We start from the raw sequence: 11,147 nt of genomic DNA on the forward strand, positions 1-11,147 counted from the left end.
TTTCGGCATGGGCGTACACTCAATCTACTCAGCGAATCACATCGCGCCCAACTCCGAGGAATTGAGATTGACTCAACCAAAGCACGAACACAACTTTGGCAGCAGGTGAATGCCAAAAAAGATGAGCTAACACCCACTGACAAAGCCAAAGAAACACTTCGGGATATCCACAAACACGGTTCAGCAGCAATGAGAAACGTGAAAGGATTCTTCCGACGATTGATTGACTAACAATTAATTCCCCCAGGCTGACTGGGGGATAGTTATTTCTAGGTGTCCCATGCTAACTAACAATCAGAAAACACCTATTTACTTTGATGCTGAGATTGTAGGCGATAATCCCCAAACTGTAGACAGCGAACAATACGACGCTCTTCAAGTACAAGAACATATCGCAGAAACCGACAGCAGCATCACCATAATTCGTGGTATTGCCCAAGGTACATTCCTGGCAGGTTTTCAGATTACGTCAACTCAATATCTTTACTTTGCTGGCAGCGTTGGAATGTTCCCCGCAGTGATTGCTGGCTTACCTGTTGGGGCAAGTTTAGCGGCTACACTTTGCTATTTGCGATTTAACGGCAGCATTATTCCTGAGGTAAGCGATCGCAAAAAGTTAGCTATCGGTGTAACTCGGACACTTGTTTTAGGTGCAAGTAGTTGGAAGCTAATCGGGGATGCTCAGGAAATGGACTCTATAGCCCGTAGAAGCTTCTCTGTGGTGACTGAACAAGTAAAAACCTATGAACGCATTCAGAAGCCCAAAGAAAGCGATTACGGCTTAATTCTGGGACTTGTCGTAGTTGTTTCTGTTCTTGTATTTTTCTGCCTACGCAAAAAATGAACGACGTAAAACCATCTGAACTTAACCAACGCTCATATAACTTACCACCGCGTCTAAACCTGCTCATGATGGCATCGGTACTAGGCGCGGTGATTTGTGGTGTAGCTGGGCATATCGGCGACGGCATAGCCAAAAAGGAACTGTGCTTTTACCCCCAATCCGCAAGGGTACATGATGCACCACTAGAGGCAGAGGGAGACACAGAGCGTTTACTGTTGGGTAATAAATACTGTCGCTACGAGCAACGCGCACAAGTGCCTGAACCATACCTCAAGGCTAACCAGTACCGGACAAGCAACCCCAACTACAACCCGTGGGCATTTCTCCAACACTCATCTTTGTATGTGTTCCGGGAACTGCCCGCCGACAATCCATTTAAAATTCACCTTGGGTTAGGGGCGATGGCATTGGGGGGAATTGGTTTATTCCTCACTGGTAAAGCGCGAGATTATCTGAGCGATATTAGGCCACACTACCGCGCCACTAAACAGTTTGAGGGAATGAGAGCTAATTACTCAGTTAAATTAGGTGAGCAGCTGCTAGAACTGTCTGGTAATGAGCTAATTAAATATCTGCGGGGGATAAAAATAGCTGAGGCCAGACAGCAGTTTTTAGCAAGCATCACCCCACAGCAGCAGACAGCTTTACTCATGGCTATGAACAGTGATGATTACCATGAGTTCGGGTATCTGCTTGACGGTGGGCAAAGTTTTGACAAGTTTGAGCCAGCGCAAGCACAGTTACCCCACGGTGAACCGGGAACAGTGCAAGCACAGATAGAACAGCCAGCAATCGCCGGAGATAAACATCAGTGGATTAAAAATACCATAGGCTACCCCACGCTAATTTATGGGGGTATGGGGGCAGGTAAAAGCTGGACTACCAGAGAAATTATCTGGCACAAACGCAAGGCAGGTTGGAATCAAATTTTTGTACTTGACCCTCACGGGACAGAGGTTGAGTGGAAAGGGGTGAAACTAATTTCTGGCTATGAAGAAATAGCCGAATTCATGCAATGGTACATGGACGAAATGCGCCGCCGTTACGATGCTTATCGTAAGTCTGGGTTAACTGAGGAACAATGGACACAACACCTCAGAGACACTAACCAACATTTCTCAGTTATCTGTGAGGAGTTCACCACCTGGAGCGACCATATTGTTGAGCCATGCCCGGACGACGTAGAAGATTTCAAGCCAGACCCAGATTTCATTGGTAAATGGTTTCGCTCTGCCATGACCGAATCTAGAAAACAATTGATGATTCCTCTGTTTGTCGCCCATGATCGCACAATGGAAATTTTGGGTAAAGCCAAAGGGTTATCCAAACTCAGGGATGCTGCACTGCTAGAGATTGAGTTGATTGCTCACGTTGATCCGGTGACAACAGAGGCCAAAGCATCCGGCATGGGCAAAATTAAACTTCCTGGGCATGGGCAATGGTTACAGATAGAGTTACCCAAACTCGACCGGAAGCGAACTGATTTTAGGTTAGAAGAAGCCAAAGACAACCCACTAGAACCCACAGTTACCCCAGAAGTAAAAGCCCAGCTTGAGGAGTTGTACCGGAAGATGGAATTTGAGATTGACGAAGAGAACAAGGGGCAACCCGCCAAAAAACTTTCTCAAAATGCTGATTCACTATTCCAATTTCTCGGCAGAACCAATCGCACTAAAGCATCTATCTCTGAGGTACAACCTAACTTCAAGGTGAAAGGGAATAGGTTCAGTGCTGACGAAATTAAGCGACTCTTTAATGAATTGGTGGAGTGTGGTATGGCTGGATGGGTGGACGTAAACACCATCGAAATTACCCTAACACAGACAGATGGACAGGACAGACAGAATTAGACAGGATGCCTACAGGGCAAGGGACAGAGGCGGACAGATATCCAGACAGTTGCAGACAGATGGACAGCAACAGACAGAGGCGCAGACAGGAGGTTAATGTTAGGAAATTGTTGAAAATAGATATTAATTATAAAGCCTGATGCTCAAAATAATCCCCCTCTCACATCCACACTGGGAGGGGGATTATTTTATGTTGTCCCGGATTTGGGATTGGCTATATTTCAATGTTGGGGTAGAGATTTTTATTACTCCAAATTTCTTCTTCCACGCTTCAACTCCCTGATCAGTAAATCAATAGCCCTCCCTGTGGGCGATTGCCGCCCCACTCTCAACTTCATCAAGATGCGATCGCGCAATTTATCATAGTTCGGCGTTTCTCTCTGTAACCGCATCTGTAACCTTGTCTTTTCCTGCCTAGAGGATGCCAATTCCGCCTCTAGGCTTTCTACTTTCCCACGCTTATCTGTAACTCGTTCTGTAACCTTTCGATTTCTCTCTGTAACTTCTCTACCTCATCTTTGGTTACAGATAGTTCCTCTCTCTCTGTAACCTTACCTTTGGTTACATATTGATTCTCTGTAGCCATATCTGTAACCTGGGTTTTAGTTACAGGTAATTTATCTGTAACCTTAATCTGTAACTTCTGTGTGAGTTGCAGGGCGATCGCCTCTAAATTCTGCACCGTCAAAGCTTCACTTAGCCCCACATAAACTTTCGCCAACTTGCCTGATTCCTTGCGGTAGGCGTACCAGTAACTAGCTTTTCCTTTAGTCCCCTGCTCCTTTCGCACCGTGTAAGCAGGTTCGCCCCACATAGGACAATACCTGAATGAATTATTTCGCTCCAGCCATTCCTGCCAGGATTCCCAATCCTCCACGAGTCGAATTTCCCAGCCACCAAGTGATCTAAATAATCCCTGCTGCACACTCGGCAGTGATGATTTTGGCATTTTTTTCATCTGTAACCCATCTGTAACCAATATATACCCATGTGGGTGTAAACCCCACCTACAGAGAGTTTCGGGTAACTAGAACCCAATCACCGACACTGCCACTCGCTTCTGCTCCGGCGTGACCTCCAGATAACGCTGCAAAGTGCCTAAATCGCTATGCCCCGAAATTTCCTGAATATGCCTTAGCGGAATCCCAGCCGTGGACATTTGGGTAAGGGCAGTGCGCCTAAATGAGTGGGTGCTTACTCCCTCAATGCCAACTCGCTTACAGGCATCACGCAAGATTTTATCGGCAGAAAATCGAGTCATCTGCTGTGTTACCCCACGCATCCCCGGAAATAATGCTCCAGTGCGTGGAGGTTGATAATCTTTTAAAAATTTAGCTAGCCCCGGCTGGATGTCCACCACGCGGGTTTTCAGCTTCCCCTTGGTCGTGGATTTGCGAAAAGTGATAGTACCAGATTTAATATCGTCGGTTCGCAGTGCTAGTGCCTCACTCACCCTGCACCCGGTAAACAAGCAAATTGCAAAAAGAGTGCGATCGCGCGGTGTGGTGAATCCGTGATGAAAAAGTAAATTTAATTCCTCAGTGGTCAGCACCTTAGCTTGACCATTCCCCGCTACTTTCATCGTTAATTTTTATTACAAAGTTTCTCCCTGAAATCTTACACCAAATGTGGATTTTGTGGAATACACGGTTACAAGTATTATGATTGCGTTGTTTTTCGGGGTTTGGGATTGGTGATTAAGCTTTTCTTATCAGTCGGTGGGTGTCGGCACTACGAAAATCCCTGTTTTTGGGGGTGATTGATAAGCACATCTTATATTTTGATGTTCAATATTACGGGAAACCGCAATATCAAATACATTCATATTACGGGAAACCGCAATATTGAATATTTATATTACGGGGAACCGCAATATTGGGGTAAAGCCCCTTCCCGCAAGGAGTTGGGGGTTGTTGAGTTCCGGGATTAAATCCCGGATTTGGGATTGGGATTTAAAGTGAGCGCAACTCCGACCAATTGATTTTGGTGGCCTCAATTTCACGCTCAAAATAGCCTTTGCAAGTTCTGGCTGTCTTGTAAGACTTCTCTACCCTGAATCGTCTCCCGTCCACGTGTTGATAAATCGCACCTTCACAAATTTGGGTAATCGCTTTAGTTTGGGGAATTAGCTCAACCTGTTCACGCAGTCTGCTGCACATCTGTCTGTCATGGATATCGGTAGGAGTGTAACCAATTGGGCAAAGTCGTAAAAATCTATCACCCACTTCATGCACAAACATCTCTGTTCCTGCTGTGTACTTGTTGCAGTTGGAAAGCAATTTAACTCTATCCCCATAGTTAAAATCAATCTCCTTAGTTGGTGACGGACTCGGTGACGGACTCGGTGACGGACTAGAATCCTTATCCTGCAAGGGCGGTGACGAAGGTGACGGTTTTTTCTCAACTCTATTTAAATTATTAGTTTTTTCATCATTACTCACAGGTGAAACAAATTTTTTTATTTCAGCCTGAGTAGGGAAAAGTTCGTCACCTTCGTCACCTGCCTTATTTTGCAAGGGTTTGAGTTCGTCACCAAGTTCGTCACCTAGTCCGTCACCAACCGTCACCTTCTGCAAAAGGATGTAGTCGTAAGTGGGAATTTGGTCGTCAATCCCAGCGCGTCTTAGTCTAAGTCCTCGAACGAATTTCCCTGTTTTAGTGGCTCTGCGCTCGACTTCCCATCCCAGGACTGATTTACACAACTCCAATAAGTCAGGGGGGAAGTTGTTGTGAGCTTTGGCGATGTTGCCTGTATTTTGACAGTAGCGATTGTAAGACCCAAACAGTGTCACGACTTCTTGTCCGTCATTGCCTTCATGGCGATTAGACCCAATTGCAATTTCTGCGGCGGGGTCATGGATGACGCAGTTGTTGAGCCAAGCTGCAATCGAATCAACCCGCATTCTGTTCTCCCAAAATTCAAAAGTGCATTCTGGGATTGCCCGACCTAACAACGTATTGGTAACTTCTTCATCTGGGATGCTCAGAATGTAATTAGTAAATGCCGACAACTCCGGCTCAAATTGCGCTTCTAGGTCTAACTGCACTTTGGCGACAGGATTATTACAAGGCACAGTCAAAACCCGACGCTTCACCCTATTGGCACTCCCCCCGGTGAAAATTGGTTCATTTGAAAGCACCAACACCATCCCATCAAAGCGGTAGAGGAAAGCTTTGCGCCCTTTCTCCTCAGCGCGGATATCATCTTCACCAGTCAGGCTCAAGAATTTGCCCAGCTTCCCTGTTTGTTTGTCTTCGTCTGGGAACAGTACCAAGCGTTTACGGTAAGCGTTCGCACCCTCAAACCTGTTACCCAACCAATCTTCTAACGTGGTGCTATGGACATTCTGCTTACCAATTAGCGACACAATCAACCGAGCAAACGTGCCTTTACCTGTGCCACCTAGCCCAATAAGGTGTAAAAACTTCTGGAGGTCGTGCCGTCCCTTGATCACCGCGTTGCAGTAACAAATCAACAGATTTTTAATCGCCTCATTACCTGCTGCTAAGTGGTCTAAGAAATTATTGATAGTTGACCAGTCATTAGCTTGGGGTTTATGTTCCCGTGGCAGTTGCCAAGTAAAACGATATCCAGGGGAGTGGGGAAGTAATTTACCTGTGGCGATGTCCAGCACACCGTTGATGAACGGCAACATATCCTTGGGAGATTTTTCTTCCCATCGCCGGACAATGAGTAAACAGCGCATCGCTTTAACGATGTTCGTAACGTAACTGTAACTGTTAAAGTCAACGATGCCCTTTCCGCCCAAAATATTAAACACTATTGACTCAATATATTCGTCGGTTTGAGATGACCACACACCCATGTAATCAACTTCGTACCGCATCCAGCAGCCCGCTTCGTTGTTATACGCCAGTTTGTCGCGGTATTCCTCTGCTATCTCTCTAGCTATCCTGTCCGCCGGTGGAATTTTATTTTTCTTGGGGTCATCTTCTGCGGCTGCAAACTGTTTCTCCCAAGCATCGATGTTTACCACCTTACGCATCACATTCTCTATGAACGCATCAGATCCGTTCGTCTGGATATAGTCGTCCATGCCTTTCCCTTCTTCTACATTCCAAAGTCCGGTGCCTATGAAGACTGGTACTTTAAATTTATATAATTGCGCGGCTAATTTGCGTTGTGCTTGTACTACGTTGATATTGTTAGCGGCATCGGCATCAAATAAAATAATGAATCCAAACCCAGCTTTGGCTAACTTCTCTAAACTTTCCACCAAGTATCGCTTTCCTTGTGGGTCTGACTTAGCAGAAGTTAAGCCTTGCTCTACTCCGGCAAGGGCTACACAGGGGATATCGTTGGCACATCCTGCGATCGCCTTGAACAATCCTTCCGTAATGCCCACACAGGGATGCCCGTTAATTGTCCAGCACATTTTTTTAAGTGCTTCTAAATCGTTCCAGTAGTGCGGGTTGTCAGGATGTCGCGGTAGCATCGCGTCATATTCCTCACCCGTCGCTGTCCTGTACTTGGGTGCTTTCTTGTCACCGTCGCTTTTCCAAGCTTTATCCGGTCGGAATTGGCCAAAGCCGTTAACACCTTCTAGCCATATCCCTGCTGATTTTGACTCGTATCCTAGTCGCTCACTCGCTTCCTTAATTGTCATCGAGCGGCAATTAACTTCTATCCAGTCGGGATTTAATCCGCGATTGGTGACGCATTCTTTGTAATGTTTATCTGCAAGTCTCGGCTTGGTAGAGATATATGTATTTTTAATTTGCACTGGTTCTTTCCTTGATAACTGTTCCGTTAGCCAAGGAGGAAAGAGTCTATCAATCAGGACTCCAATCTCGTACCATTGCCCTGAGAAGATGTCATCAAAATTCAAATCAAATTTTAAAACGCAGTGGGCAACACCTGCTATATTTGAAGTGATATTAAAAAAATTATGGTACGGATTTGTGTGCTACCTAAAAGCTGTGCTTTCTATGAAAGGAAACATTGGAAGCCATCTGATTAATAGCCGCTTATCCTCCTTTTTTTGTGCATTTTTTACTTATCAAACAGATTGGTCGAGGTAAAGGCGTACAGCTTCGCGGATGATTACGCTCTGCTTTTGTCCTCGCGCAGTTGCGATTTTTGCAACTTTCGATTTTTCCTCAGATGTGAGACGAGTGCTGGCGTAGCTACTCAAAATAATGGGTTCCAGTTGCTTGGGCATAATTGCTGAGTGATGGTGTATATCTACTTTAGTTAGTATACGTGTACTATGCAAGTGGTTTGTGTTTTGATGCGTTGTAGCATTATCGTCCACAACGGTTTTTTTAGGCACTAGGATGAATTGTTAAATTTTTCTTTAGTCAATTTCTTACCCTAAATAATTTAATGTTGTTTTTTTGATTTCTTTGGACGATTGGCAATTGCATCCTCTACGATGCGCTCGACTAAGTTGCTCAATGTTCTTCCTTCGTCTTCTGCCCATTCCTCCAAAATCTTTTTTGTGGAGTCGTCACACGTAAACATTACTCGTGGTCGTCTGGTTGCCATTGCCTACACTTGTCAACTATAGATTCAAGCATAAGTCGTGGTAGAAAGTTTTTACTTTTTTCAACCCTACGTTGACAGGTGATGCCACTGTCAACTATATTAGCATTATCAAGCAAGCCAAAAAACGCCACCCAACACAGGCGATAGAAGCCGGAAAGTGGCGTAAGAGCTAGCCGTTAATTGGTTTTGTGGAAATGAGCATGATTTAAGCTAAATTGACCCCAAAACCAGAAAAAACAACACTTTTACCAATTATCAGAACCATGACAACCACATACACCAATGCCGAAAATTGGCTTACTCAAGCTAATACAATTGCCAATTCTGGGATAAATGCCTTAATTGGGGGTCGGGATGGGGGAGCAGGATTCGGAAAATCAATTTATGGTGATTTTTCAATCATGATGCCAGCCGCCTACTCACTGGTACGGAATCGCAACATCCGTCATCACGAAACAATTTCCAAGGATGGTGCATGGGTGCGATACATAGACGGGCATCGAGCAGACTTACGGGATGTGCAATACTTCTGGGGAACTGCGGCACAAGCACAACCTGACCACACCCTACTGCATGAGGATAAAGCCAAAAAAGCGGAACTGGCATTAGAAGGTGTTCTTGCGGATTTGGCAGTTTTGAATGCCCCGGACAATCTAACTCTGTCTTTAGCACTGTCCAGCCACAACCCAGAACGCTGGGGAGAAGAAATCAAGCGCAGGGTGCAAGGCACTCACACCTTCCAACACAAACACCCCGTAACCCGTGAGATGGTCACCAAAACAGTTGAGATTGTAGTTACAGGCATTTATCCCGAAGGGTTTGGTAGTATCGCTCATTGTTTATTTGGTGAACCAACCCTTGCCCTAGAAGAGTCAGAAGTTGCGATCGCTCTTGATATCGGTTCATCGACTTGGTTGGCAACTGTGTTTGATGGTTCTGGGGCAGTGATTGACCGCCATCTTATTGAAGGTGGTGCGGGTGAGCTACATACCATGATCGCAGAAGCATTAGACAAGCGAAACGACAAAGTAAGTCTGCTATCCAAAGATGTCAAACATTCACCTTCTTTAGTTAATCGGGGAATTCTTGAAGGCACTTTTACTTATGGAGGAAATCACCTCACAGGTAAAAAGTTTGATCAAGAATATGCCCAATGTCTAGACGAGTGGTGGTCTAGCAGGATAGAGAAATTCGCCAACTTTGTCACCTCTGGTAATTACCTGGATAGAGCTAAATATCTTGTCGCCTGGGGTGGTGGTGTTTCCTTGCCAGTAGTGGATCAGAATCTCGCTGGTTTAGGATTTGTAGTCTTACCCAATCCCCAATTCATCAACGCCCAGGGGCTAAAACTTCTTTCGGAAATCTCAATAGGAGCGTAAATCCATGCCCAATTACGATTCTCGTCGCGTGACAATCAGTTATTTAGCGGTGGAGGAACTTCAAAAAATGTTCGGAATTTCCGAAGACGCACCCACACAAGCACTATCGGCGGCAGTGGAAAAATTAATTTTTTCAAGTGGAGGAAATGCACAATCGCAAGCTAAACCATCAGCACCCACTACCCCAACTGCACCCATACAGCCCAACAAAATTGGTTTGGCCAATATGGCCAAAAATGTGGCGTAACCAAAAAAAACTACACACAGTTGTTAAAGGAGAACCCAATGGAAACATCCACACCCCTCGCAGAATTAATCAAAACTGCCGACAAGATTTTGGACAAAATTACCCAGCACCCACAATTCCAAAAATTGCAGGAAAGCGGTTTTCAGCCGGATCTAAATATTTTTGATGCAATGACCGCACTCGAATATATTCGCGGTGAAATCAATCCCGGATGTGGGACAACGAACTTGGAGGCACAATGATTAATTCGCGTTATGACGACGAACTCACCCCCGAACAACTAGAGGAAGTGCTGAAAAAATTTGATGAAATTTCTTCAGATGAATGGGGAGTGGAGAACGCAAACGGAATTGGGATTGAGGAGTGGGCGAACCAATCTTTTCAGGAATTGGTGCTTCAATTTGACGATTGTGATGGTGAGTAGGGAGAAGGCGATCGCAATGATTTCCAGCCAGCGCGATCGCAATTCCCCAAACGTATCTCTTACCAAGACACAAAAGGATTTTACCAACATGAACAACAAATATTATCTGTGTGAAGCAGAATCAGCAGATGACGGCGTAACCAAAGTAACAGGCTACGACCAAGCCGAGGAAGTATTACAGGCAGCAGAAGAAAGTACAGCAGCAGTGCATTTCATTTCCACTATCAATCCCCTTGCAGAAAATGAGGAGGGTGAAGATGAGAAATGATAATTTATTTTTCGCCGCATTTGGTGAACTCATCGAGCGAGGATGCCCCGCAGAGTTGGCTGGGGAAGCTGCCACAGTGGTAGCCAACGACGACCCCACTTTACCCAATCTGGGGAGAACGCCACAAGACCAATCCGTAATCCAGCAAGCTTTACCTTATTTACAGGGGGAGCGTAAACCGACATGAACCGCACAGTGAGATTAAAACTGGATGCACCTACAACCTATACTGCAATCGCATCTCTCTCTGGAATTGATCAACAAACAATATTCCAAGCCTTAGACGGTAACGAAACAGCAGCAGCAACAGTGGCAGATTTCAGAATCAAACAGACAGAACGTGCCAAGAATGCAAAAGCTGTGTTTGGCAACCTAAGCGAAGGGTTACAGGCAACGGAAACGCTAATGGCAGAGGAAGCACAGTTTCTTACCAGTGCCGGACAGACTGTAAACCGCATGACTGATAGTTGGGCAAAAGTGAGAATCAGCGATGCCCGTCTAGGTTATCAACTGCAAGAGAAAGTAATCAGCAGTGATAACCAAATTAGTCAAGAACAGTTTCGGCATGGGCGTACACTCAATCTACTCAGCGAATCACATCGCGCCCAACTCCGAGGAATTGAGAT

At 45.3% G+C, this 11,147-nt stretch carries 15 protein-coding genes and 1 pseudogene; 10 read left to right on the forward strand and 6 right to left on the reverse strand.

Going from position 1 to position 11,147, the window contains the following annotated elements; genetic code table 11:
* The 3 genes and pseudogenes from A3775_RS24530 to A3775_RS24535 all read left to right on the forward strand — a co-directional run.
* A pseudogene (locus tag A3775_RS24530) lies at window positions 1–231 on the forward strand (hypothetical protein); the annotation flags it as partial.
* 49 nt (window positions 232–280) lie between these two features.
* Window positions 281–844 (forward strand): hypothetical protein, encoded by a 564-nt coding sequence (locus A3775_RS00010; protein ID WP_066423310.1) that lies wholly within the window; start codon window positions 281–283, stop codon window positions 842–844.
* Complete coding sequence (locus A3775_RS24535; RefSeq protein WP_066423311.1) at window positions 841–2,694, forward strand: hypothetical protein; 1,854 nt, start codon at window positions 841–843, stop codon at window positions 2,692–2,694. Before A3775_RS00010 ends, A3775_RS24535 begins: the two co-directional genes overlap by 4 nt.
* Before the next feature lie 245 nt (window positions 2,695–2,939).
* On the opposite strand, the gene A3775_RS23960 is transcribed toward A3775_RS24535, so the two are convergent.
* From A3775_RS23960 to A3775_RS23290, 6 genes are all read right to left on the reverse strand, one after another.
* Entirely contained in the window at window positions 2,940–3,086 is a 147-nt protein-coding gene (locus A3775_RS23960; RefSeq protein ID WP_156481540.1) for a hypothetical protein, read from the reverse strand.
* 53 nt (window positions 3,087–3,139) lie between these two features.
* Window positions 3,140–3,643: a hypothetical protein gene (locus A3775_RS00020; RefSeq protein ID WP_156481541.1), complete on the reverse strand. Its 504-nt coding sequence runs from the start codon at window positions 3,641–3,643 to the stop codon at window positions 3,140–3,142.
* 78 nt (window positions 3,644–3,721) lie between these two features.
* Complete coding sequence (locus A3775_RS00025) at window positions 3,722–4,276, reverse strand: site-specific integrase (protein ID WP_066423313.1); 555 nt, start codon at window positions 4,274–4,276, stop codon at window positions 3,722–3,724.
* Between the two features lie 370 nt (window positions 4,277–4,646).
* The gene (locus A3775_RS00030) at window positions 4,647–7,439 is read right to left on the reverse strand and encodes a DUF3854 domain-containing protein (RefSeq protein ID WP_156481542.1); all 2,793 of its coding nucleotides are present in this window, start codon (window positions 7,437–7,439) and stop codon (window positions 4,647–4,649) included.
* A gap of 276 nt (window positions 7,440–7,715) precedes the next feature.
* Entirely contained in the window at window positions 7,716–7,877 is a 162-nt protein-coding gene (locus A3775_RS23285) for a ribbon-helix-helix protein, CopG family (RefSeq protein ID WP_082803632.1), read from the reverse strand.
* Window positions 7,878–8,038: 161 nt separating this feature from the next.
* A complete protein-coding gene (locus tag A3775_RS23290; RefSeq protein WP_082803633.1) occupies window positions 8,039–8,203 on the reverse strand; it encodes a ribbon-helix-helix domain-containing protein in 165 nt (54 codons plus the stop codon).
* A 263-nt stretch (window positions 8,204–8,466) separates the two neighbouring features.
* Here A3775_RS23290 and A3775_RS00035 point away from each other — a divergent pair, with 263 nt between their 5' ends.
* The 7 genes from A3775_RS00035 to A3775_RS00065 form a co-directional block, all read left to right on the forward strand.
* Complete coding sequence (locus A3775_RS00035) at window positions 8,467–9,582, forward strand: ParM/StbA family protein (protein ID WP_066423324.1); 1,116 nt, start codon at window positions 8,467–8,469, stop codon at window positions 9,580–9,582.
* A gap of 4 nt (window positions 9,583–9,586) precedes the next feature.
* Entirely contained in the window at window positions 9,587–9,829 is a 243-nt protein-coding gene (locus tag A3775_RS00040; protein ID WP_082803634.1) for a hypothetical protein, read from the forward strand.
* Between the two features lie 38 nt (window positions 9,830–9,867).
* Window positions 9,868–10,071: a hypothetical protein gene (locus A3775_RS00045; protein WP_066423316.1), complete on the forward strand. Its 204-nt coding sequence runs from the start codon at window positions 9,868–9,870 to the stop codon at window positions 10,069–10,071.
* A complete protein-coding gene (locus tag A3775_RS00050; RefSeq protein ID WP_066423317.1) occupies window positions 10,068–10,253 on the forward strand; it encodes a hypothetical protein in 186 nt (61 codons plus the stop codon). The genes A3775_RS00045 and A3775_RS00050 overlap by 4 nt, the downstream gene beginning before the upstream one ends.
* A complete protein-coding gene (locus A3775_RS24830; RefSeq protein WP_231866906.1) occupies window positions 10,243–10,521 on the forward strand; it encodes a hypothetical protein in 279 nt (92 codons plus the stop codon). The genes A3775_RS00050 and A3775_RS24830 overlap by 11 nt, the downstream gene beginning before the upstream one ends.
* Complete coding sequence (locus tag A3775_RS00060) at window positions 10,511–10,708, forward strand: hypothetical protein (protein ID WP_066423320.1); 198 nt, start codon at window positions 10,511–10,513, stop codon at window positions 10,706–10,708. The genes A3775_RS24830 and A3775_RS00060 overlap by 11 nt, the downstream gene beginning before the upstream one ends.
* Window positions 10,705–11,147, forward strand: a 443-nt coding sequence (locus A3775_RS00065; protein WP_066423322.1) for a hypothetical protein, incomplete at its 3' end; no start/stop codon positions are given. The genes A3775_RS00060 and A3775_RS00065, both read left to right, overlap by 4 nt.

Source organism: Anabaena sp. 4-3 (assembly GCF_001597745.1).
In the GTDB taxonomy this organism is placed as follows: Bacteria; Cyanobacteriota; Cyanobacteriia; order Cyanobacteriales; family Nostocaceae; genus Trichormus.

What these genes read in the sequence shown, in the direction of transcription:
- A3775_RS00045 (WP_066423316.1), top strand. Translation starts at nt 9,868, where the DNA reads ATGGAAACATCCACACCCCTCGCAGAATTAATCAAAACTGCCGACAAG.
- A3775_RS00050 (WP_066423317.1), top strand. Translation starts at nt 10,068, where the DNA reads ATGATTAATTCGCGTTATGACGACGAACTCACCCCCGAACAACTAGAG.
- A3775_RS23290 (WP_082803633.1), bottom strand. Translation starts at nt 8,203, where the DNA reads ATGGCAACCAGACGACCACGAGTAATGTTTACGTGTGACGACTCCACA.
- A3775_RS23285 (WP_082803632.1), bottom strand. Translation starts at nt 7,877, where the DNA reads ATGCCCAAGCAACTGGAACCCATTATTTTGAGTAGCTACGCCAGCACT.
- A3775_RS24830 (WP_231866906.1), top strand. Translation starts at nt 10,243, where the DNA reads ATGGTGAGTAGGGAGAAGGCGATCGCAATGATTTCCAGCCAGCGCGAT.
- A3775_RS00010 (WP_066423310.1), top strand. Translation starts at nt 281, where the DNA reads ATGCTAACTAACAATCAGAAAACACCTATTTACTTTGATGCTGAGATT.
- A3775_RS24535 (WP_066423311.1), top strand. Translation starts at nt 841, where the DNA reads ATGAACGACGTAAAACCATCTGAACTTAACCAACGCTCATATAACTTA.
- A3775_RS00035 (WP_066423324.1), top strand. Translation starts at nt 8,467, where the DNA reads ATGACAACCACATACACCAATGCCGAAAATTGGCTTACTCAAGCTAAT.
- A3775_RS00020 (WP_156481541.1), bottom strand. Translation starts at nt 3,643, where the DNA reads ATGCCAAAATCATCACTGCCGAGTGTGCAGCAGGGATTATTTAGATCA.
- A3775_RS00040 (WP_082803634.1), top strand. Translation starts at nt 9,587, where the DNA reads ATGCCCAATTACGATTCTCGTCGCGTGACAATCAGTTATTTAGCGGTG.
- A3775_RS23960 (WP_156481540.1), bottom strand. Translation starts at nt 3,086, where the DNA reads ATGCGGTTACAGAGAGAAACGCCGAACTATGATAAATTGCGCGATCGC.
- A3775_RS00060 (WP_066423320.1), top strand. Translation starts at nt 10,511, where the DNA reads ATGAGAAATGATAATTTATTTTTCGCCGCATTTGGTGAACTCATCGAG.
- A3775_RS00025 (WP_066423313.1), bottom strand. Translation starts at nt 4,276, where the DNA reads ATGAAAGTAGCGGGGAATGGTCAAGCTAAGGTGCTGACCACTGAGGAA.